Annotated in this window: 21 protein-coding genes and 1 pseudogene; 16 read left to right on the forward strand and 6 right to left on the reverse strand. The window is 43.6% G+C overall.

What is annotated here, in order from left to right:
* Nucleotides 1-289: 289 nt before the first annotated feature.
* Nucleotides 290-2,272 (reverse strand): methyl-accepting chemotaxis protein, encoded by a 1,983-nt coding sequence (locus MKY93_RS04855; protein WP_340758440.1) that lies wholly within the window; start codon nt 2,270-2,272, stop codon nt 290-292.
* A 134-nt stretch (nt 2,273-2,406) separates the two neighbouring features.
* Nucleotides 2,407-2,910, reverse strand: a complete 504-nt coding sequence (locus tag MKY93_RS04860) for a sigma-70 family RNA polymerase sigma factor (protein ID WP_340758441.1) — start codon at nt 2,908-2,910, stop codon at nt 2,407-2,409.
* 400 nt (nt 2,911-3,310) lie between these two features.
* Here MKY93_RS04860 and MKY93_RS04865 point away from each other — a divergent pair, with 400 nt between their 5' ends.
* Nucleotides 3,311-3,868, forward strand: coding sequence for a competence protein ComK (locus MKY93_RS04865; RefSeq protein WP_340758442.1), 558 nt, complete (start codon nt 3,311-3,313; stop codon nt 3,866-3,868).
* Nucleotides 3,869-4,402: 534 nt separating this feature from the next.
* Nucleotides 4,403-5,107 (forward strand): gamma-glutamyl-gamma-aminobutyrate hydrolase family protein, encoded by a 705-nt coding sequence (locus tag MKY93_RS04870; RefSeq protein ID WP_078817305.1) that lies wholly within the window; start codon nt 4,403-4,405, stop codon nt 5,105-5,107.
* A 50-nt stretch (nt 5,108-5,157) separates the two neighbouring features.
* On the opposite strand, the gene MKY93_RS04875 is transcribed toward MKY93_RS04870, so the two are convergent.
* From MKY93_RS04875 to MKY93_RS04885, 3 genes and pseudogenes are all read right to left on the reverse strand, one after another.
* On the reverse strand, nt 5,158-7,137 hold the full coding sequence (locus MKY93_RS04875) for a methyl-accepting chemotaxis protein (protein WP_340758443.1): 1,980 nt from the start codon (nt 7,135-7,137) through the stop codon (nt 5,158-5,160).
* A 144-nt stretch (nt 7,138-7,281) separates the two neighbouring features.
* Nucleotides 7,282-7,365: pseudogene (locus MKY93_RS20410) on the reverse strand (YjcZ family sporulation protein); the annotation flags it as partial.
* A gap of 120 nt (nt 7,366-7,485) precedes the next feature.
* The gene (locus MKY93_RS04885; RefSeq protein WP_078817308.1) at nt 7,486-7,602 is read right to left on the reverse strand and encodes a YjcZ family sporulation protein; all 117 of its coding nucleotides are present in this window, start codon (nt 7,600-7,602) and stop codon (nt 7,486-7,488) included.
* Between the two features lie 177 nt (nt 7,603-7,779).
* Between MKY93_RS04885 and MKY93_RS04890 the strand changes: the two genes are divergently transcribed.
* Entirely contained in the window at nt 7,780-8,061 is a 282-nt protein-coding gene (locus tag MKY93_RS04890; protein ID WP_340758444.1) for a hypothetical protein, read from the forward strand.
* Between the two features lie 26 nt (nt 8,062-8,087).
* Here the strand turns inward: MKY93_RS04890 and MKY93_RS04895 are convergent, their stop codons facing one another.
* The gene (locus MKY93_RS04895; protein WP_340758445.1) at nt 8,088-8,840 is read right to left on the reverse strand and encodes a DUF2268 domain-containing protein; all 753 of its coding nucleotides are present in this window, start codon (nt 8,838-8,840) and stop codon (nt 8,088-8,090) included.
* 223 nt (nt 8,841-9,063) lie between these two features.
* On the opposite strand from MKY93_RS04895, the gene MKY93_RS04900 reads away from it, so the two are divergent.
* From MKY93_RS04900 to MKY93_RS04960, 13 genes are all read left to right on the forward strand, one after another.
* Nucleotides 9,064-10,536 carry a methyl-accepting chemotaxis protein gene (locus tag MKY93_RS04900; protein ID WP_340758446.1) on the forward strand — a complete coding sequence of 491 codons (1,473 nt, stop codon included), beginning with the start codon at nt 9,064-9,066 and terminating at the stop codon, nt 10,534-10,536.
* 160 nt (nt 10,537-10,696) lie between these two features.
* Nucleotides 10,697-11,071 (forward strand): flagellar protein FlaG, encoded by a 375-nt coding sequence (gene flaG, locus MKY93_RS04905; RefSeq protein ID WP_340758447.1) that lies wholly within the window; start codon nt 10,697-10,699, stop codon nt 11,069-11,071.
* A gap of 18 nt (nt 11,072-11,089) precedes the next feature.
* On the forward strand, nt 11,090-12,676 hold the full coding sequence (locus MKY93_RS04910) for a flagellar hook-associated protein 2 (protein WP_340758448.1): 1,587 nt from the start codon (nt 11,090-11,092) through the stop codon (nt 12,674-12,676).
* A 35-nt stretch (nt 12,677-12,711) separates the two neighbouring features.
* Nucleotides 12,712-13,113, forward strand: a complete 402-nt coding sequence (gene fliS / locus MKY93_RS04915; RefSeq protein WP_221835650.1) for a flagellar export chaperone FliS — start codon at nt 12,712-12,714, stop codon at nt 13,111-13,113.
* On the forward strand, nt 13,110-13,463 hold the full coding sequence (locus MKY93_RS04920; protein WP_340758449.1) for a hypothetical protein: 354 nt from the start codon (nt 13,110-13,112) through the stop codon (nt 13,461-13,463). Before fliS ends, MKY93_RS04920 begins: the two co-directional genes overlap by 4 nt.
* Before the next feature lie 68 nt (nt 13,464-13,531).
* Entirely contained in the window at nt 13,532-13,903 is a 372-nt protein-coding gene (locus MKY93_RS04925; protein ID WP_340758450.1) for a PilZ domain-containing protein, read from the forward strand.
* Between the two features lie 118 nt (nt 13,904-14,021).
* A complete protein-coding gene (hpf, locus tag MKY93_RS04930) occupies nt 14,022-14,582 on the forward strand; it encodes a ribosome hibernation-promoting factor, HPF/YfiA family (protein WP_009765757.1) in 561 nt (186 codons plus the stop codon).
* Between the two features lie 670 nt (nt 14,583-15,252).
* Nucleotides 15,253-17,751 carry a preprotein translocase subunit SecA gene (gene secA, locus MKY93_RS04935; RefSeq protein ID WP_340758451.1) on the forward strand — a complete coding sequence of 833 codons (2,499 nt, stop codon included), beginning with the start codon at nt 15,253-15,255 and terminating at the stop codon, nt 17,749-17,751.
* Nucleotides 17,752-18,003: 252 nt separating this feature from the next.
* Nucleotides 18,004-19,105 (forward strand): peptide chain release factor 2 gene (gene prfB, locus MKY93_RS04940; protein ID WP_340760906.1). Its coding sequence is split into 2 segments (ribosomal slippage): nt 18,004-18,075 and nt 18,077-19,105, totalling 1,101 coding nucleotides; the frame shifts between segments, so codons are not numbered across the junction.
* 866 nt (nt 19,106-19,971) lie between these two features.
* Entirely contained in the window at nt 19,972-20,319 is a 348-nt protein-coding gene (gene cccB, locus MKY93_RS04945) for a cytochrome c551 (protein ID WP_340758452.1), read from the forward strand.
* 196 nt (nt 20,320-20,515) lie between these two features.
* A complete protein-coding gene (gene ftsE / locus MKY93_RS04950; RefSeq protein ID WP_078817320.1) occupies nt 20,516-21,202 on the forward strand; it encodes a cell division ATP-binding protein FtsE in 687 nt (228 codons plus the stop codon).
* Nucleotides 21,192-22,076 carry a permease-like cell division protein FtsX gene (gene ftsX, locus MKY93_RS04955; RefSeq protein WP_009765750.1) on the forward strand — a complete coding sequence of 295 codons (885 nt, stop codon included), beginning with the start codon at nt 21,192-21,194 and terminating at the stop codon, nt 22,074-22,076. The genes ftsE and ftsX overlap by 11 nt, the downstream gene beginning before the upstream one ends.
* Nucleotides 22,077-22,116: 40 nt before the next feature.
* Entirely contained in the window at nt 22,117-23,433 is a 1,317-nt protein-coding gene (locus tag MKY93_RS04960; RefSeq protein ID WP_245799470.1) for a murein hydrolase activator EnvC family protein, read from the forward strand.
* The last annotated feature ends 11 nt before the right edge of the window (nt 23,434-23,444 follow it).

The raw sequence follows: 23,444 nt of genomic DNA on the forward strand, positions 1-23,444 counted from the left end.
GCTTACTGAAAAGATCATGTATCAAGTTAAAAATCCTTTTTTATATATAGAAGGGAGGAAAGGATACAAATAGAGCGGATTATTTGTATGAGAAGTAAAGGAACGCTAGGTACAGATGCGTAAGTAGAATCGAACCACCAAACCATCCACACACCGCACATTTCCGCCGCCATGATATCAGTCAAGAATGTTCACAAGCTTTCCTCAAAAAAGAACTGCCCGAAAAGTCAGGTGGAAATGACTTCTCAGGCAGCCTGTATTTAATGAAGAATATCAAAATTGGTATCCCTTACACAGTAAACCGTTCAATCGCCTCCTGCAATCGTTCACTCAAATCAGTCAAAGTTTCTGCTGCGTCCGTTACCGCTTGGATCGCGCGCAGCTGTTCTTCAGACGAAGCGCTCACTTCTTCACATGCCGCAGCAGTTTCTTGGGAAGTGGCGGTCATTGTTTGGATGGTCCACATTACTTCGTCTTTATGAGTTGCTATCTGTTCGATTTCTTTTGTGACGGTGTGGATGCTTTGTTGCATGTCGGTCATCAGTGCAGAGAGTTCTTGGAATGTCGCTTCAGTCTCTTCGACAACAATTCCTTGCTGTTTGAATGTGTCGACGGTTTCGCTTAATTGATTGGCAACCATTGTCGATTCTTCTTGCAGTTCATAGATTGTCATGCCGACGTTTTCTGTCGATTTGGCGGTTTGTTCGGCGAGAGTGCGTACTTCTTCCGCCACTACCGCGAATCCTTTTCCATGTTCTCCGGCCCGTGCTGCTTCAATGCTGGCATTTAAGGCTAATAAATTGGTTTGTTTGGAAATATTCATGATCGTTTCCATGACATTTCCGATTGCGTTTACTTTCTCGCCGAGTGTTTGCGTTTGCTGTGTCATTGTACGCAAAGTGGCGCCGGATGTTTCGAATGACTGTTTCAAAGCTGCCATCTGTTCCTGTCCGCTGGCATTTTTAATGCCTGTCTGTTCAGCAATCTGCAACATTGATGCTGCGTTATCGGTAATTTCGTTGATTTGCTGTCCGAGCAATTCAGTGCGTTCTGTGACCATTTCAGCATCTTCAGCAGATTTAGATGCTCCTTCCGCAATCTCATAAATGGCATGTGCGACTTCTGTGCTTGCCGCGCTTGTCTCTTCTGCAACGGCGCTCAAGCTTTCCGAATTGGATCGGACATCATCGGCTGAAGTGCGGACTACACGAATGATGCCGTTCATTTGATCGAGCATATGATTGAAGTCTTTGCCTAGGCTGCTGATTTCATCGGTTGCTGTCATTTCAGAACGGACGGTTAAATCGCCGGAAGATACGGAGTCCATGACGGATTTGATTTTTCCGATCGGTCTAGTTGTTCGGCTGACCGTTACAAAAAGTGCAGCAAATATGACGAACAGTGTTAGCAGGGCGAAGAGCAGCGTGGAATTTCGTAAATTGTTCGCCAAGCTGTTCAGTTCGCGTTCTTCATAGACTGCTCCTACCTTCCAGTTGACGTCAGGGAGCGTCGTGAAAATGATTCGTTTTGCCACTCCGTCTTCATCTTTATAGGTGACAATTCCGTTTTCCGATTCGTACAATTTGCCGACATATGAAAGTTGGCTCAAGTCGTTACCGGTTTCGGAAGGATATGAAATTGCTGTGCCTTTTCCGTCGAGCAAGATAGGAAACCCGTTATAGCCGATTTCCCGATTGGTGATTTCATCGGTCAACGTTCCTAATTGAATATCGAGACCTACGACACCTACTACTTTGCCGTTATCCCGAATCGCTTTTGAAACGGAGATGACAAGCTCGCCGGTTTGGTCGTCTTCATAGGGCTCAATCCACTGGATAGCGTCGGGATTCTCTATCGCGAGGCTGAACCAAGGACGAGTTTCAGGCTCATAGTCGGACAGGTCAGCATAAGGCATGATGAATGAATCGCGTGTTGTGGATGAGTAGTATGCAGCCGATGTTTCCGGATAAATGGACAGAAACTCATCTAGTTTGTCTTCCATTTCCTTACCGGATTTTTGAGAATCTTCCGCTCTTTTGAAAAGCGCGATGGAGTCGGAGGTTGCCAGTAAATTGAGACCAGTTTCATATTTCTGCAAGAATTGATTCACCCCAAAACCCATTTCATTCACAATCGCGTCACTTGAATCCAGTGCGTCCGCTATGGAATGTTTTTTCGCTTGATTGGTCGTGAAATAAGTCATCAGCGAAATTCCGAGAATAAATAAAATCATGACAGTGAAAAGTAATTTAGTTTTAATTGATTGAAACAAGAGAGAATCAGTCCTTTCTAGGTTGCTGTCGCGTTTATAGTACTCATTACATTATCGTCAATCTGTACAAGTTATTTAGCTTAGTTTTTAGATGATATGCAAATCAAACACTATTCAGATAGGTGTATAGGGGTTCATTCGCTCGCTAATTCCATCAATCGCTGTTTCAGTTTCCGAAGAAGCCGTTCCCGGCGTTTTTTCACACCTGCGATTGAAATCCCGAAAAACTCAGCGCACTCTGTTTGTGATGTTTTTTCTACGAACAGCATGTTAAGCAACTGTCGCTCTTCCATCGTCAATGCTTTAACAACAGTACTCAAACCGGCATGTATCTCTTCCGCGTGTGTAGAGAAGGGAACCGTGCCACCTAGCAATTCTATCGTTTCTGTTTCTACCGACGTATTTACCGCGCTAAAGCGATTTTCCCGTTTTATTTCATCGAGCAAAGCTCCGTAAATTGATCGATAGGCAAATGGAGTGAAGTTTCCTTTGCTTTCATCAAACCGTTCCCACGCTTGCCATAATGCCACACGTCCAGCTTGGCGGTACTGTTCAAAATCACGATAGATATTCAACTTACGAATGACTGCCGAAATCATCGGCTCGTATTGTGCCAATACTTCTTCAAATGAATTCATGAAAGCTACCTCTTCAGGTCGTGCACGACACCTTGTATTCCCTGGGTGCATTCATCATAGGAAGTTCGGGTTTGAAAATCGAATCGCTATTTTTCAGCTTTGTCTAAGGCAGAACTTTGAAACACTGTAGAAAGATTTTAAAGGTTGCTCACAGAAACAAAAATAGTTGGGTAATTACAGAAAAAGAGGAAAAAATGACAATGTTCTCACTCTATTAACAATAAAATCAGAAAAATGGGAAAATTAGATAGACGAAAAGATTACTGTAGTATACAATAGGTGAAAAGACAGGGAGAGGATAGATCTAATTTATGTAGACGGAATTGGCGGAAGAATAAAGATTCGTTGATAGTATGTCTTTTTTGGGGGACATAATAGGATGAAAAGGGAGATGGTGGGAATGGAAAGTAACAAAGAAACTTTGATTACACCGAGGACAAGTGTGATTTTTCCACACTACGACTCTGCAGGGAAGTTATGTGCCAAAGTGCTGATAGACGGTCAGTTTGTTTCTGTAGATATGAGCCCGACAAATATGGTGGACCTAAGCTTACGCTATTTTGGCTCCAGTTTACGGGGAGCTTTCGATGGATCCAAGTCAATATTAGGAGAGAAAATCAGCATGCCGCCGGTCGTGGTCAATGAACGGTTGAAACTGTATTGGTTTCCGACCAAGTCACCTTCCAGCGATGACTGTATTTGGCTATCCCTCGGTCATATTTACAAATATGTGAAAGTGGATAAAGGGCATTCAAAAGTGATCTTGACCGACGGATCTTCCGTCACGATTCCTCTTAGTCTTCATTCATTCGAAAGAAGATATCAGCGTGCAGGTATGCTGAAACTCATAATAGAGGGAAGGATACGTCAGCATGCATATTACGAACAAGCAAACGGTGTGACATACTCGATTTCAAAAGATGCCAAAAAACGAAACTTTGATGTCTCGGAAAGTTAAAGAAACCGACATAAGGAATAGCGTTCCCCATAATTGGCGGAACGCCCTTTGCAATTTTGGAAAAATTCACTTGGGGACTTTACGAAATAAGAGTGTGTGGAATAATTTAATGTACTCGCTTTAGTAATGCTTCGTGTTCAATGGAACGGCTGGAGAGGATATCGATGGTGGCGTGCTGGTTGTCTTGTCTGTCAATTGTTTGACGCGTTCATTCGTTTCTAGGACAGCCTGCTTGATCTAGGCTTGTTCGTCTTTAAGGAATTGAATATCTTGCTTCATTCCAGACATCTCTTGTTTAATTCCGCTGATTTAGGATTTCTCGTAGTAATACTTCGCTCATTTTGCTCACCTCCTATTAAAGTGCATTTATTATAACATGGAAGTTTGTCGAAAGGTATCCTCCTTCTGAACGTTAGGAAGATGAAAAATAGATGTTTGCAAATCGGGTTAAGTTACTCTAGAAAAGGGTAACAAGTTAGATAGTGTCTTTTTTTTACTGTGAAGCAGCAGTATATTAAAAGGAGAGTGCAAGGGATGAAGCCGTTGATTGGGATTACTTCAGATTTGGATCAAAATGGGGAGACGTTGGTACAGTCAAATTACAGCCGGGCAATTTTGCGTGCAGGTGGTTTGCCCGTTGTCTTGCCGGCAGGATTGGAAGATATAGATGAAATTTGCGGTCGTTTGGATGGTTTGCTTTTGACGGGCGGGGAGGACGTCAATCCGCTCGTCTACGGAGAAGAGCCACACCAGGAGGTTGGCAAATTGTCGCCGGAACGTGATGAGATGGAACTTGCGCTGGCTAAATGTATGACAGAAAAGGATAAGCCGGTACTCGGGATTTGCCGCGGCCATCAAGTTTTGAATGTGTCGTTTGGAGGAACGCTTCATCAGCATATTTATTCTGAGTTGTCTGCTGAATTGGTTCAGCATAAGCAGCAGGCAGATCGTGAGTTTGCGACACATTCCATTGATATCATTGACGATAGTAAATTGGCAGGATTTGCAGGGACTTCAGAGATCCAAGTGAATTCGTTGCATCATCAGGCGGTGAATGAGGTTGAAGCGCCTTTAGTGGTAACGGCTGTGGCAAAAGATGGCGTGATCGAGGCACTTGAAAGTACAGAACATCGTTTTGTCATGAGCGTGCAATGGCATCCTGAAGCGCTCATGAATCGTGATGATCCGACGTCGCTAAACTTATTCAAGCATTTTATCGAAGCATCGAGTCAAGCATAAGAGGGAAAACCAAAAGGACTTGTCGATGGACAAGCCCTTTTTGCATTCGGTTAAACTTTAAATTGTTCTATGACTTCAGTCAGTTTCTCGCTCAGTTCAGTCAGTGTTTCGGCCGCATCCGTGACAGATTGGATGGCGCGTAGCTGTTCCTGTGATGAAGCACTTACTTCTTCACAAGCCGCTGCTGTTTCTTCAGATGTAGCAGACATCGTCTGGATCGTCAATGTCACTTCGTCTTTATGAGCGGCTATTAAATCAATTTCCTCTGTCACGGTGTCAATGGAATCGTGCATGTCATACATCAGAGAGGAGAGTTCCTTGAAGGTTTCCTCAGTGCCTTGTACGACCAATCCTTGCTCGCGGAACGTGTCGATTGTTTCTTTCATTTGTTCCGAGACGATTCTTGAGTCTTCCTGTAGTTCTTCAATGGTCACTTTAACGTCATCCGTTGCACGTGCGGATTGTTCAGCAAGCTTTCGTACTTCTTCGGCTACCACAGCAAATCCTTTGCCGTGTTCTCCCGCTCTTGCCGCTTCAATACTGGCGTTCAATGCCAATAAATTAGTCTGCGCGGAAATGTTCATGATTGTTTCCATGACACTTCCGATTGCTTGTACTTTTCCAGATAATGAAGAAATATCTTTAGTCATTGTTTCCAAAGTCGTCCCGGTTGTTGCGAATGAACGATTCAGTGCATTCATCTGCTCCTGGCCATTGGCGTTCTGGATACCTGTTTTTCTCGCGATGTCCTTCATTGTATCTGCCTTTACGATAATTTCATTGATTTCATGGCTGAGCAAATCGGTGCGTTCCGTTACGATTTCTGCAACTTCTGCTGATTTGGCTGCACCTTCTGCAATTTCATTGACTGCTTGGGCGACTTCCGTGCTTGCGGCATTGGTTTCTTCGGACACAGCACTCAGGCTTTCCGAATTGACGCGGACATTTTCTGCGGAGGTGCGGACGACTGAAATAATATCGTTCATATTCTCTACCATTTGATTGAAGTCTTGACCGAGTTCGCCGATTTCATCATTTGTTTTGATATCGGAACGGACAGTCAAGTCACCTGTAGAAACTGTCGCCATCGTTTCTTTAATTATTTCGATAGGTTTGAGCATACGGCCGATTGCGATGAACAGGCCGGTAAATGTGATTGCCAGCGTAATGAGTGCGATGATCAACATGGAGTTTCGGAGAGAGTGAGCTAGACTATTGAGTGCATTTTCTTCGTAGACCGTCCCTACTTTCCAATTGAAATCAGGCAATGTTGTATAAATATTGCGTTGCGCTTTTCCATCTTCATCTGTAAATGTGACTACACCACTTTCGTGATCAAACATTTCATTGAAGTAAGACAAAGTGCTTAAATCTTCCCCGATTTTTGACGGATGAATGATGGCAAGTCCTTGTTGATCCAGTAATACTGGATAGCCGCCATACCCGATGTCTTTGCTGGAAATTTCGTCGGTCAGCGCCGCCAAGTCAATATCTAAGCCGATAACTCCAGCCACTTTTCCATTCTTGGTAATTGCTCTTGAAACAGTAATGACGAAATTGCCTGTTGCATGATCGAGATAAGGGGCAGACCATTGGGCTTCTTCTGGGTTTTCGGTTGCTAGTTTGTACCATGATCTCTCGGTGGCAACGAAATCTGTTAAATCAGCATTTGGTTTTATGATTGTGGAATTTGAGGCCAATGAATAAAAAATAGACGATGTATCAGGATAGACTGCTAAAAAGTCTTCCAACGCCGATTCGAGATCAACTTCAGTCGTCCCGCCAGTTTTCCCTGTGAAAAAAGTGATGGCGTCCGTAGCCGCAAGTAAATTCAAACCATTTTCAAAGTTGTCCAAAAAGCTATATATACCAAAGCTTATTTCGTTTGCAATCGTGTTGCTGGATTCTACTGCATTCGCGATAGATTGTTTCTTTGCCTGATCATTCGTCATGAATGTCATCAAGAAAATACCGACAATGAAGAGGGCCATGACCATTAGAATGATTTTAATTTTAATAGATCTAAACAAGTGGTGTTCCTTCCTTCCTGCTCTTTAAATAGAACACTAGTATTATCGGTTGAAATATGAGTGTCTTAATTTGTCGAATGAATAAAATACAAAAAACCCGTCGTAAAAATCGACGGGCTGACAAACCATTACTCCTTCTCCGTTTTATAGGCAAGCAGCGCCAACGATAATGAGAAGGATAAATAATACGACAATCAATGCAAATCCACGACCTGCGCCATATCCGCCACAGCCGGCTCCGCCAACATTACCACCGCCGCCATAGCCACAGCCACCGCCACCGCCGCATCCATATCCACCGAATCCGAACATTTTATTCACCACCTTTTCCGTTTCATTTAGAAATTATTAACAGCCGTATCCCATAAACCCTGCGCCGACAATGATCAATAAGATAAATAACACGACGATCATTGCGAAACCGAAACCACCGTTGTAACCTGCTCCTCCAACTGACTCACCCATAGTTACTTCACCTCCAAATGTGGAACTATCCTTATCGTATGCAGAAATTTTCAGAGTGTCTTGGCTTCTCAAAAGAATTTATGATGTTTATTTTGGAACCCATCATGTACGGATGGATCAGACGTATGCCTTTTAATGGCATACGCTGTGTATAGGAGTGACTGAGGGGGTGAAAAGATGTCGAATTGTGGATTTTACGAAATGTGTCAGCGATATCATGGCAGAGCAGTTACGGTTCAGACGAAGGATGGCGGTGTTTATCGTGGCTATATTCGAGAAGTAGATCGAAGGCAAGTTGTAATCGAGCCGATCGGTAGACCTCGTGGATTGGGCGGCTTTGGCTATGGCGGTTTTGGTATAAGAGGATATGGTTTTGGAGGATATGGCTATGGCGGATATCAACGAATTGCGTTAGGTGCGATTGCGGGCATTGCTTTATTGTCCTTGTTTTTCTGGTAAGAAGTAAGGGAGGAAGCTGTCGTGGGTTACGACAGCTTCTTTACCATTTGTTCTGCCGAAACACCAAGTAAACCAGCCGTTGTAAGCCCTGAAGATTTCATATACCTCCCTACTAAAAAATAACCGACTGCGTAACCTGCCATGCGTGGATTGCCAGCCGTTCCATTCACTAGATGCTCATGCGCCCATGACGATTTTGGCAGCTGACGGTTCGGAAAAAACAGTGTATCCCAAAACTCTTCCAACTGACTGGTTGTATACCAATTTGTCCAGCTTGCTACCAATTGACTCCCGAGTCGTTCACGGACCGCATGCTCTGCAAGACCTTCCAGTACGATGGCGTCTAGTAGCGTATAATCGGATTCTTTCTGAAAAAATCTTGAAAGTCGACAAACATGATGATATTCATGCGTAACGACAGCTTTGATCTCAGACTCGCTACAATCAGGAGGAAGAAAGATGAATAATTTATCATTGAATGCTAAACCAGATTTTGTGGAATGAGCTGGGAGAATGAAAGTAGGGATTTGAGGACCTTGCCATTCCTTACGGAGCAGTTTGATTTCTTTTTGCACAATATCCCAAGCTTGTAATCGCTGAAGTTCTGAAACGACTTGTTTAGCTGGTTTGGTAGGATAGCTGTAGAGACCATGAAACGTTAGATGGTCATAGATTTGGCCTGCGGTAGCACCTCTAAAGTAGCTCGTTAACTTTCGGCAGAGTTCGATAGGACGCTCATAACACTCCAGTAGCCATTGGTTTGTATCAGGGCTTGACATTGAACCCTCCTTTCTCTATTTTACCTAATCTTATGTAGTAGGTTAAGAAGTTATCAAACGTTAAAGGAAAACTTCATATAGATCCAAAGACCCTTCGGAGAATGGAGATGAGCACTATAAATTATAAGATAGGCCATCGGAATTATATGAATGAACATTCATTCATGCTACCTTAATATTACTATGTTGCCAATTATACTGGTATAGTGAAAGGGGATGTATGATGGATATTGAACAGGTAAAGCGAGAGGACTGGATACAGAAGAATAAAATCATGGGGTTAGGGTTTGGGATTGCAGCGGGACTTGGACTGATCGCGCAGTTTATTCAGCAATCGGCTATGGAGATTATTTTATCGGTGGCCATCCCGTTTGCGATAGCAGCTATGTTGTATTTTTATTTTTTGTTCACTAAGCATGAACTGATCACGAAATATTTGCCTTACTTCTTGATGCTGATGAATTTTGCGATTGCGGTTGGAGTCATTTATTTTTCCGAAGCGAATTTAGGGTCAATAGGTATTATCATTTTGCTGCTTGTGCTGGGGGGCATTCACGGCAAGATGGGTATTATGGCATTTGGATATGTGTTGAGTTTGATTGCATTACTGTTGAACAATGTACATTTCGTTGAGCCAGAGTTGGTGGCGGCGAGCGGAAGCAACCTCGTATTGCTTCATTTCTTAGGTGGAGTGATATTGCTCTTGGTCGTGCGCCAAAATGCACGTAATTTTAAGCAAGTTGAAGAATATGCCGAACTGACAGCAGAAAAAATGCGCAAAGAAGAGCAGTTGGCACAAAAACTAGATCAAGCGGTTGAAAAAATCACCAGCAATCTAGGCCAGCTTCAAGTTAGCTCCGAGACTTCCGTATCGTCCCAACGCGAAATGTTGGTTGCGATTAATGAAGTGAGCGCCTCCAGTCAAAATCAAGCCGATCATATAATGGAAATTGCTGAGAGCACAGAGAATACACATAGTTCTGTGACGCGCATTTCGGGACAGATGGGTGAATTAGCGATACAGACAGACGAAGCAGGCCTAAAAGCAGAAGAAGGAACGCATCAAATTAGTGAACTGAAACAACAGATTGACCATTTTTCAAAATTCTTTGAAGAACTGGATGAAACATTTAAGATTCTTTCTGATAAAATTAAGGAAACGAATACATTTGCAGGCACAATCAAGGAAATTACGGAACAGACCAACTTGCTTGCCTTAAACGCCAGTATTGAAGCGGCGCGAGCGGGCGAGAAAGGAAAAGGATTTGCAGTCGTTGCGGACGAGATCCGAAAGCTCGCTGGGTTGACCGACGGAACGCTGAAGAAAATTGATCTGAATTTATCCGAAGTAAATACATTCAATGAATTATCGGTAGGCAAGTTGCAGGACGGCTTGCGACAAGTCGCCGAACAAGTAAAAGTTGCAGATCGCTCCAATTCATCATTCACTGAACTGTTCGGCACGATGACGACATTGCAAAGCGCCTTACATGCATTCATGGATGACTTCGAATACATCACAAAGAGCAGTGAAACAGTCTCTGAACGTACAGTGGAATTTGCGTCGATCATTCAGGAAAGTACGGCGGCGATCGAAGAAATGAACGCCACGCTGACAGAGCTGACGAACGAGCAGGAACAGATTGCGGAGTATATCCAGGAAACGCATGAAGAAGCTGTACAGCTGAGGATATGAATTTTGATACAACAAAGATCCGCTACTCCCTCAACGAGAGAGTGGTGGATCTTTTAAATTCAGTCGGTGGGAAGATTTTCATCTGTTTGGCTCAACATCTCTAGTTTAAAACCGATACTAGTAATAACGAATGTTGATTTAAAGACGGGGGGTTCCATGTATGGTTAGCCGAATAGGCAGTGGATCCACGCCTCAACCAGTACAGTCATCCTATGATAGTGCGTCCATTGAAACCGAAAGACCAGTTACAGAAGTACAGCCAATTAAAGACACCAGGCAACAACCGCCTCCTGAAGAGCGGAAAGAACTTTCAAAAAGTGATGCAAAGCAGCTGACAGACGGCATGAATAAGTTCCTCGAAAGCGTAAATACACAGTTGCGATTTAAATTTCATGATAAACTGAATGAATACTATGTAACAATCGTAGATTCTCAGACGGATGAAATCGTGCGTGAAATCCCACCAAAGAAATTGATGGACATGTACGCCTCAATGAAAGAATTCGTCGGATTATTGGTAGACCAAAAAATTTAAAGAAAAGGTGTGAAGCAAATGAGAATTGGTGGATTAGCATCCGGTATGGATACAGAAACAATCATCAGAGACATGATGAAAGCACACCGGATCCCGCTTGATAAAATTACACAGAAAAAAGCATATACGCAGTGGCAGATGGATGATTATCGTAGTATAAACCGGGATTTACGCAAACAGAGTGATAAGTTGTTTGATACTGTTATTAAGGAAGGTAACTATTTACAAAAAAATGTAAATGTCTCAGATGATAAGGCAGTCAGTATTAAGTCGTTGAATGCTTCTAGTGATTTTTCAGGGACTTTGGAAGTGAAGCAGTTAGCTAAGCAGGCTACTTTGCAGGGAGCTGTAGTAGATGGAAAGCCATCAGAAGCAGATTTCGCTAAAAGAAAACTTTCAGATTTGGGTCTGACTCCAGATTCAAATGGAACTTTCAGCTTGAAGGTTAGTACGGGCGATGGAACAAGCAGTAAAACAGTGTCGTTTTCTAGCGATGATACTTTAGATTCGGTACTTAAAAAAATAAATAAAGATACTAGCGTCAATGCGTTTTATGATTCTTACTCAGGAAGAATTGCTGTTACTGCTAAAAACAGTGGGGAAGGCAAAATAACTATTGAAGATGTTTCTACACCACTAGACGAAAACGGTGGCACGGCAACGGGGATAGGAAATTTGGCAGCGAAGCTCGGAATAGTTACTGAGAATGCAACTGAAGGTTCGGCAACGAACGAACCCGGAGATGCAGGAAAAGTATTTTTTACTAATGGTGAAAATGCGAAGTTCACTTTTAACGGCTTGGAAACAGAACGTGCATCTAACACATTCCAAATTAATGGTTTTGAAGTGACACTTAAGCAGACTACTACTTCGCAAATTACATTCAGTTCATCCGCAGATTCAGATAAAATTGTCGACTCCGTCGTACAATTCGTCAACGATTATAATGAGCTGATCGAAAAACTAAACAGCAAAATCCGTGAAAAAAACTATCGTGATTTCCCGCCACTTTCAGACGAGCAAAAGAAAGACATGAAAGAAAAGGAAATTGAGCTGTGGGAAGAAAAAGCAAAAAGCGGAACATTGCGTAATGATCCAGCGATTTCGAGCATGCTGACTAACTTGAGAGGGATTATGACAAAGTCTGTCGATACGACTGATAAAGACGGCAATAAAATTACAATTAGTCTCAAAGACTTAGGTATTGAGCCGTCAAAAAGTTATATGGATAACGGAAAGCTAGTTATAAATGAAGACAAACTACGCGAAAAGATTGCAGAAAATCCGAATGCTGTCTACGATTTAATTGGACGGGATGATAAGGAGAATCCAAAAAACTCCGGTATCGCTCAAGACTACCGGAAGGAACTGCAGAACGCCCAAAAAACCATCGAAGAAAAAGCAGGTAGAACCACTGCAGTCAACGACACCTTCGCCCTAGGACGCTCACTAAAAAGTTTCGACAAACAAATTGAACGTTTTGAAGATAAATTAAAGATGATGGAAAATCGCTATTGGAAGCAGTTCTCCGCGATGGAGCGTGCGATCCAGCGTGCGAATGCCCAGTCTGCACAGTTGATGAATGCATTTGGCGGCGGTATGTAATGAAACTTTGTAAGAAAAAAGGAGAATGACGTAACATGGCTATTAACAATCCTTATGCAGCATATCAAAACAACTCGGTGACGACTTCTACTCCCGGAGAATTGACTTTGATGCTTTACAACGGATGCCTCAAGTTTATTCAACAAGGGAAAATGGCGCTAGAAGAAGGTAAACTTGAAGAAAAAAATGTCGCAATCCAAAAAGCTCAAGCCATTGTGACGGAATTGATGTTGACATTGGATACTTCTTATCCAGTCGCGGAGAATATGTTGGTGCTGTATGAGTTTGTCAACAGTCGTCTCATCGATGGTAATATTAAAAATGACCCGGCTCTTTTCGATGAAGCTTCAGGAATTATCAAGGAATTCCGCGATACGTGGAAGCAGGTCATTCAGGTCAATCGTTCAAAACAGTATGCGAACGTGAATGAAATATGATTCGGGCTGCTATTACAGTTTGGCGTGAACGTTCTCTACAATTGATTACGTTGACGAACAATGTGGAGGAGTCCAAGCGGGATGAAGTGATAGTACAGATTGAGGAATTGCTCGACGACCGTGAAAAATTGCAACCGCATATTGCAGAACCATTCACAGAGGAAGAACGAGATGCTGGTCAAGAGCTCATGCAGCTTGAAAAAGAAGTGCAAATGAATCTTGCGCGCTTCATGAAGGACATCCGCACAAATATTTCGGAGTCCCAAGCAAAGAAAGAAAATATCAATAGTTACACGAATCCTTACGGGAAAATGATCCAAGACGGTGCCTATTACGATACGAAACAATAAGAACCGAAAGAGAGCGCATCTCTTTCGGTTTTTTTACATAGAAATTCAATAAGAAGGGAGAATAGCGTATGCGCTATAATCGGCATGACTATTTTAGATACGAGTTCAACCCACAACTACCTGCGAAGTTTCGACTTCAGTTGGATGGCGAAGAGAAGAAATTGTCGAATGAAGGGGAGTGTGAGCTAATAGATATTAGTACGGGCGGCGTGAAGTTTTTTACGTTCCTCGATTTGCCTCTGCATCCTAAAAAACTTACTTTGCAGTTGGAGTTCACGCTGTATCAGCACCCTTTCAAAATTCTTGGTGCCGTCGTCTGGAAGCAGTCTGTGCAGCACGGTTTTCAATACGGTTTCGAATTCGGTGAAGAGCAACGAGTAGATGCGCAAATTGTGGAGGAACTGAAACAACGTGCGCGTGTGGAGAAACATTTGGAGTGAATTCATTGATCTATACAAAATTTCTTGAAGTTTCAGCAAATTTCTCAAGTTTGCAGAAGGTATTTAAGGGTACTATGAAGAAGTATACTAATAAGGTTCAAATAAAGGAGGAGTTCATATGTTAGACTTCAATATCCGCGGTGAAAACGTCGAGGTTACTCCGGCGATCCGAGAGTACGTAGAAAAGAAAATACAAAAACTGGAGCGTTATTTTACAGAAGGTGCAAACGCAACAGCTCACGTTAACTTGAAAGTGTATAATGATAAACAAACAAAAGTGGAAGTAACGATTCCAATGAAGAATTTGACACTTCGCGCAGAAGAGCGCCACAGTGATATGTATGCAGCTGTTGACTTGATCGTTGATAAGCTCGAGCGTCAAATTCGTAAATATAAAACACGCGTCAACCGAAAATCTCGCGAGCGCGAAGGCGTAGCTGCTTTCTTCCAATCTGTTGAAGATAGTAACAACACACAAGAATCTCTCGATGACGATCAAGACTTCAACGTAGTACGGACAAAGCAGTTCGACTTGAAGCCAATGGATCAAGAAGAAGCCATCCTTCAAATGAACATGCTCGGCCACAACTTCTTCATCTTCACAGATGCAGAATCCGACGGCACAAACATCGTCTACAAACGAAAAGACGGCCGTTACGGTCTGATCGAAACAAACTAATCAACAATCTCAAACAAGTCCAGCTAAGCTGGGCTTGTTTTATTATACATAATGATTTATGCCGAGCCTTAACCTATAGGATTACTTGTTGAGCGGTCCGAGATTCAGGGCAAAGATTTGCAATGAACAATTCGCCAGTCCACAGTGATTTCCTTAAATCTAAGAAGAAGCTAAATGTCAGATTGCAAAACTTAGATATATTATTAAATGAGTTCAAGCGTGTTAAGTGATTTTACGGCTAACCAATCCTGCGAGTACTGCACAAAATCATTTAGCTTTTGAACTTTGATCACGCTAGAAGGCAACACCTTGTCCCTTATAAATTACAATGGACTAGCCATTATACTTCCTTTTAAAAGTAGGGATTGTAGCGGAAGACGGGCGACTCGGGGAGGATTAGCGTGAGTCTTGAGACCCTGGACTGAGCGAAGCGAGGGAAGCGGCTCAAGCCACGCCCTCCGGAAAGCGTCCCGTCTGTAGCGCAAATCCCCGGACAACCTAGCACTCTCACTCTGTCCTCTGAAAATCCATACGGCGGACCATTTGCACCAGGCTTTTGACAGTGCTAAAATGGAGTGTGACACAAATTCGTATTAGTGAAAACTTACCAGAACGAACAACTGGCGGGACAAACCTGCTTGATTGAAGAAGTTATGAGGATGTGACATAAATGCTTGGCGTATTGAATAAAATGTTTGATCCGAACAAACGTGACTTGAAACGTCTCGAAAAAGTAGCAGACCAAGTCGAAGCATTGGCTTCCGACATGGAAAAATTGTCAGACGATGAACTGACAGCAAAAACCGACGAATTCAAAACACGCTATCAAGAAGGCCAAACGATTGAGGACCTGCAAGTCGAAGCATTCGCAGTCGTTCGGGAAGCCGCTCGCCGCGTGCTCGGACTCTATCCATTCCGTGTTCAAATCATGGGGGCAGCCGCACTGAATGAAGGCAATATCGCAGAGATGAAGACCGGTGAGGGGAAGACGCTGACTTCTACACTCGCCGTTTATTTAAATGCTCTAACATCTAAAGGTGTGCACGTCGTGACAGTCAACGAATACTTGGCCAGCCGTGACGCAGCCGAAATGGGCCAGCTATATGAATTTTTAGGCATGAAAGTCGGCCTGAATTTGAACAGCATGGGCAAGGAAGAGAAACGCGAAGCCTATGAAGCCGATGTCACCTATAGTACGAACAATGAACTTGGTTTTGATTACTTACGGGATAATATGGTGCTTTACAATGAACATAAAGTTCAGCGCCCGCTTCATTTTGCGGTGATTGACGAGGTTGACTCCATTTTAGTCGATGAAGCCCGTACACCGCTTATTATTTCCGGTCAAGCAGCAAAATCACAAGAACTATATCGTCTGGCGAATCGTTTCGTCATTACATTGAAAAAAGAAGAAGACTATTCGTTTGATGAATCGACGAAAGGCGTCGTCTTGACAGAGTCAGGTATTGAGGCTGCAGAGAAGGCGTTCAGCATTGACAACTTGTTCGATTTGCAGCACGTCACGCTGAATCATGCGATTAATCAGTCATTGAAAGCGCATGTCAGTATGCATAATGACGTAGACTACGTTGTGGAAGAAGGCGAAGTTGTCATCGTTGACTCCTTCACCGGACGTCTGATGAAAGGCCGTCGCTACAGTGATGGCTTACACCAGGCTATAGAGGCAAAAGAAGGTCTTGAAGTTCAGAACGAATCGATGACACTTGCGACGATTACATTCCAGAACTATTTCCGTATGTACGAAAAGCTTTCCGGCATGACCGGTACTGCAAAAACGGAAGAAGAAGAGTTCCGTAATATTTACAATATGAACGTCATTGCAATTCCTACGAATAAACCAATCGCACGTGACGACCGTCCAGATTTGATCTTTGCAACGATGGACGGCAAATACAAAGCGGTGGCGGAAGATATTAAAGAACGTCACGAAAAAGGTCAGCCTGTCTTGGTCGGTACCGTTGCAATCGAAACATCTGAAATCATTTCTGCTTTCTTGAAAAAGTATGGTATTCCGCACAACGTCTTGAACGCGAAAAACCATGAACACGAAGCAGAAATAATTTTAGACGCCGGTAAAAAAGGTGCAGTAACGATTGCGACAAACATGGCAGGTCGTGGTACAGATATTAAACTGGGCGATCATATTCAAGAAGTTGGCGGTCTTGCGGTCATCGGTACAGAGCGGCACGAGTCAAGACGTATCGATAATCAGCTCCGCGGTCGTTCGGGACGTCAGGGAGATCCTGGGGTGACACAATTTTATTTGTCACTCGAAGATGAATTGATGCGCCGCTTCGGTTCGGAGCAAATGAAATCGATGATGACGAAGCTCGGAATGGATGATTCCACACCGATTCAATCCAAAATGGTTTCGCGTTCTGTTGAATCTGCGCAAAAACGAGTCGAGGGGAACAACTTTGATTCGCGGAAACGTTTGCTGCAGTATGATGATGTTCTTCGTCAGCAACGTGAAGTTATCTATAAAGAACGTAATGATGTGTTAAGTTCCGATAATATACGTCCTGTACTTGAAGGGATGTTGAATTCGGTCATTGAGCGTGTAGTTGTGCTGCATATCGATGAGAACACAGTACATGCTAAAGGTCTGAAGGATTATCTGGAAGCGAACCTATTGCCGGAAGACTCCGTTACGGTCGCGGAGCTTCAAGGGAAATCTCAAGAAGAACTGCAATCATTTATTCACGAATTGGTGATTGCACGCTATAATGAGAAGGAGCAGGAAATGTCTGAAGACCGCATGCGCGAGTTCGAGAAAGTCGTCTTACTGCGTGCGATTGATACGAAGTGGATGGATCATATAGATGCGATGGATCAGCTTCGAAACGGAATTCATTTACGTGCGTATGGACAGACTGACCCGTTGCGTGAATATCAGGCAGAAGGATTTGCGATGTTTGAAGATATGCTGACAGCGATTGAAGACGACGCGACGAAGTATGTCATGAAAGCAGAAATCCGCAACAACCTAGAGCGTGAAGAAGTAGCAAAAGGGCAAGCGAACAACCCGAAAGAAGGCAGCGAACCGGCACGCAAAAAACCGATTCGCCGTTCGGTCAACATTGGCCGCAACGATCCTTGTCCATGCGGCAGCGGCAAGAAGTATAAAAACTGCCACGGCAAAGCGTAATATTATTTTATTTGGTCTAATGATCTATTATCCGAGCTAACCTTGAACGAAAGGAAGCCAAGTTGATTGGAGTGGAAGGCGGCTACTCCGGGAGGATCAGCGTGTGTCTTGAGACCCTGGACTGAGGGAAGCGGCCAAGACACGCCCTCCGGAAAGCGTCCGCCTGGAACGTAGATCAACAGTGCATAATCGGTATATAGGTTAATCAGTCAAAGATTTAGAGAAACAACCACTCAGGAGGAAACAATTATGATGGAATTATCCGATGTTCGGAACGAGCTCGACAAAACAGCTAAGAAATTAGCGGACTTTAGGGGGTCTCTTTGACTTAGAAAACAAAGAGGCCAGTATGCAGGAATTAGAAGAAATGATGCTTGAGCCAGGCTTCTGGGACGACCAGGATGCCGCGCAAAAAGTCATTTCTGAATCCAATGCATTAAAAGATATTGTCGGGGAATACAATGACTTGAATGACACGCAGGAAAACTTAGAAATGACACTTGAACTGCTTCGTGAAGAGGCAGATGAAGAGTTGCAGGAAGAGCTCGTCTCCGAATTAAAAGAGTTCAAAGGACGAATGGATAAATTCGATCTACAGATGCTATTGAGCGATGAATTTGATAAAAACAATGCAGTGCTGGAGATACATTCAGGTGCGGGCGGGACCGAGTCACAAGACTGGGCTTCAATGTTGCTCCGCATGTATACGCGTTGGGCTGAGCACCATGGTTTCAAAGTGGAAACCCTTGATTATCAAGCAGGTGACGAAGCAGGTGTGAAATCGGTCACTTTGGGTGTCAAAGGTCATAACGCTTATGGTTATCTAAAAGCTGAGAAAGGCGTTCACCGATTAGTCCGTATCTCACCATTCGACTCTTCTGGAAGACGTCACACATCTTTTTCTTCCATTGAAGTCATGCCGGAATTCGACGGCGATATCGATTTGGATCTTAAAACAGAGGATATCAAGGTCGATACGTATCGTTCCAGCGGCGCGGGCGGACAGCACGTCAACACGACGGACTCTGCTGTACGCATGACACATATACCGACAGGCGCGATCGTTACCTGTCAAACGGAACGTTCACAGATCAAAAACCGTGAGCGTGCGATGAATTTGCTTAAAGCAAAAATTTATCAAATTCGCGTTGAAGAAGAAGAAGCCCGCTTAGCGGAAATCCGTGGCGAGCAAAAAGAAATCGGTTGGGGCAGCCAAATCCGCTCCTACGTCTTCCACCCATACTCCATGGTAAAAGACCACCGAACAAATGAAGAAACCGGAAACGTAAGCTCCGTCATGGATGGCGATCTCGACCCATTCATCAACGCTTACTTGCGTTCCAGAATATCCTAATCAAAAAGTGCAGAAATGCACTTTTTCTTGTTCTAATAAAGTAATAATGGGATTGTAAGACTTAGTAAATGCTCCGGGGATTTGCGCTCTGGGTGGACGCTTTCCGCGGGGCTCGCGGTGAGCCTCCTCGTTCGCTACGCTTCCTGCGGGGTCTCACCTGTCGAGCTGATCCCGCAGGAGTCGCCACCCGCCGCTCCAATCCCTACTTTTTGATGGGAATTATAGTGGCTTATCCATTGAAAATTCTAAGTGACAAAGCGATGTGTCCTTACGAAATTGATCAAAGTTCAAAAGCTAATGAAAAGAAGCAGTACTCGCAGGCTTCTTGTTCTTGAAATCACCTAACGCTATTTAACTAAGAGAATGAGAGATGCCCGTTATGTACTCTGAGTGTGGGGACTCTTCTCAGACTTTAAAAAAAGTACAATGGGCTTACTGTGTGTCCATCCCCACTAATTAAGGATTGGAGCGGAAGACGGTCGACTCCTGGGGGATCAGCGTGCGTCTTGAGACCCCGCAGGAAGCGAAGCGAACGAGGAGGCTCAAGGCCACGCCCCCCGGAAAGCGTACCGTCTGTAGCGGAAATCCCGGAACGCTTACTGAGTCATCTTTACTCATCGAGAAAAGTAATAGGCACAGCTGACTTGCTAAATTCCTTACACTTTATCTAAAATAAAATGTTTAATCCGCAATGTTTTGGTCAATACTATAGAGTGTATTCATTACCAAACCGTCCATTACGCAGAAGACGCATGGCAGCTTCATTGTAGAATTTGAAAACTTGTCATTTCTGTTTGCTGTGGAACGAAGGTTTTTTGGTATACTATTGAATGTGAGAAAAAATTAATCAAAAGGGAGGATATTGCATGAAGAACAAACTTTTGGCTACCTTATTTGGAGCAGCGCTAGTGCTTGGTGCATGTGGCGGCGGTGACGACAACGCAGCGGACAAGCCAGCAGAAGACACAAATACCAACAACGGTGCTGAAACATCCAATGTAGACGCGGAGAAAGTCGTACAGACTAGCTGTGTGTCTTGTCACGGTGGAAACTTAGAAGGTGGAGCGGGTCCTGCATTGGACAAAGTTGGAGCTACTCACTCTGAAGAAGAAATCCATAACATCATCATCAACGGTAAAGGCGCAATGCCTCCAGGTCTCATCAAGGGCGAAGAAGCTGACGCAGTAGCAGCTTGGCTTGCTGAGAAGAAATAATTATGTAACAATCGACCATTCTTGAGGACTCCTTGAGAATGGTCTTTTTCATGTTTGGAGAGGGTTAGCCAGGATTTCACATAAAAATACCCACTTAGACCATTTGATACATAACTGTAATACAAGGCATGTCGAATCATGCTATAATTAGTTTGGCGAATATGAATGGAAAACAAAATTCAGGTGGTTAAAATGTATGATTGTAATGAAAAATGTGTACAAAAAGTACCCGAATGGCGTAGTGGCTTCTAACGGAATCCACATTGAGATCACAAAAGGTGAATTTGTTTACGTTGTCGGGCCAAGTGGAGCAGGAAAATCCACTTTCATTAAGATGATGTATCGTGAAGAAGTTCCGACCAGTGGAACGATTTATTTCAATGGAACGGACTTAACAAAAATGCGCAGTAAAGATGTGCCTTTCTTGAGAAGACAGATCGGTGTGGTCTTCCAGGATTTTAAATTGCTGCCTAAATTGAATGTCTATGAAAATGTTGCATATGCACTAGAAGTAATAGAAGAAACACCGAGTGCGATCCGTAAAAAAGTGACTGAGGTATTGGAATTGGTCGGATTAACTCAAAAAGCAAGAATGTTCCCGAATGAATTGTCGGGGGGCGAACAGCAACGCGTGTCGATTGCACGGTCAATCGTCAATTCACCGAAGCTGGTTATTGCGGACGAGCCGACTGGAAACTTAGATCCCGACACATCTTGGGAGATCATGAAAATTTTTGAACGAATCAATGCGCACGGCACGACGATTGTCATGGCAACACATAACAAGGAAATCGTCGACACGCGGCGCAACCGAGTGATTCAGATAGAAGGCGGTCTCATCACACGAGATGAGTATGAAGGAGAGTACCGCTATGAAATTTAGAACGTTAAAACGACACGTGAGGGAAAGTTTCAAAAGCCTTAGCCGAAACAATTGGATGACTTTCGCATCTGTCAGTGCGGTAACGGTCACGTTGCTACTCATCGGCGTGTTCTTCGTCATCATGATGAACTTGAATCAACTCGCGGATAATATTGAAAATGATGTGGAAATTAAAGTGGTAGCGGATCCCGCGGCGGATCAGGAAGCGGTACAAAAGCTCTTAAAGAAAGTGAAGGAAACGCCAGGTGTGGAAGAGGTAGTCCATTCCACCCGAGATCAGGAACTTGAAAAAATGATCGATTCATTCGGAGATGAGCTGGCGCTGTACAAGCAGAGCAATCCGCTTGGTGACGCGCTTTATATTAAAGCTGCGGATCCGAAAGAGACGGCGAAAATCGCAAAAAAAATCGGTACATACGATTATACATACGATGTGGAATATGGAGAAGGTAAGGTTGAAAAACTGTTCAATGTGCTGAAGGTTGGTCGGAATGTAGGGCTTGTTTTAATATTGGCCTTATTATTTACCGCTATGTTCCTCATATCGAACACAATCCGTCTAACGATTGTGGCGAGACGAACAGAAATCGAGATTATGAAGCTTGTAGGCGCAACCAATAGCTTTGTACGAATTCCATTCATGCTCGAAGGAGTGTGGCTCGGAATTTTTGGTGCGATTTTGCCGATGATCTTGGTTACAGTCGCTTATTCTCAATTGTATACCGTATGGGAAGCCAGATTGCAAAATGAACTGTTTCATTTACTGAATCCAATGCCATTTCTATTGCAGTTGAATGGTTTACTGCTGTTCATCGCGGTATTCATTGGCGTATGGGGCAGCTTTATGTCAGTTAGAAAGTTCTTAAAAGTATAAAGGATTGATAGATTTGAAATTTCGAAGGGGGAACTGGGATTTGATAAAGCGACACCGAATCATTTCGAGTGTCTTGGCGGTATGTCTTATGACGACGATGGTCGGCAGTGGGGGCGTTTCGGCAAGTACTTTGAAAGATCTTCAGAATGAACGAAAAGCGGTGGAAAATAAAAAGAACAGTTTAAATTCCACGATCGAGAATAAAGAAAGTCAAATTCAGGCGAAGCAATCGAGAGCAGATCAGCTCACGGGGCAGATCAAGAAGCTCAACGCGAAAATCGATGAAACAAACAGCAATATGAATCATCTCGTTGCCGAAATGGATCAAACAAAGAAAGAGATTAAAGAATTAAAAAAGTCGATCAAAGAACTGGAAATTCGTATTGCGGAACGTGATGAAGTATTACGCGAACGCGTGCGGGTTATGCAAGTGAAGGGCGGACAAGTCAGCTATTTGGACGTGTTGCTCGGTGCGAACAGCTTCTCTGATTTCATTGACCGCTTTTCGGCAGTGACGACTTTAATGGATGCGGATCGTAAAATTATCCGCCAGCAAGAAGAAGATATGGCACAGCTTGAAGAAGAGAAAAAGCTTGTCGAGCAAAAGTTAGCAGAACAAGAAGAACGCAAGATTAAAATTCAAGCAATGAAAGATAAGTTGGATGCTCAAAAGAAAGAAAAGAATACGCTCGTCAATAAATTGCAGGCTGAGCAAGAGAAACTTTCAAAAGAGAAAGCCAATCTCGAAGAAGAGTATAACGATGCAATCGAAATCAGTGACGAGTTGGAAGGCCAAATCGTAGCGGAACAGAATCGTCTCGCGGAAGTTGCTCGCAAAGCAGAAGCAAAACGTCGTGCGGAAGCAGCGGCGAAGCGTCAGCAGCAAACACAATCAAGCGGTGGTTCATCTGCACCGACTGGTAACCTACCTGCTGTTTCAAGCGGATTTTGGACAAAGCCTACAAATGGTAGATACAGCTCAGGATTTGGCTGGAGAACACACCCGATCACTCATGCGAAAAAACAGCACCGTGGTATCGATTTAAGTGCGCCTATGGGAACTCCGGTTGTAGCAGCTGGAGATGGCGTCGTATCTTACGCGGGTCAGATGAGTGGATTCGGTAATGTGATCATGATCACACATTCTGTCGACGGTAAAATCTTAACTACTGTCTATGGTCACCTTTCGTCAATTAGTACGAGCTCAGGTGCCCATGTCGGAAAAGGTCAATATATCGGAGCTGTTGGATCAACAGGCTTCTCGACAGGACCACATTTGCACTTTGAAGTCCATGTTGGAAACTTCTCAGGCTCTGGTCCAAGCGCGGTCAACCCTTTGCATTACGTGTCTTTTTGATATAGGATAAA

The sequence above is a fragment of the Sporosarcina sp. FSL W7-1283 genome (genome assembly GCF_038003105.1).
In the GTDB taxonomy this organism is placed as follows: domain Bacteria; phylum Bacillota; class Bacilli; order Bacillales_A; family Planococcaceae; genus Sporosarcina; species Sporosarcina newyorkensis.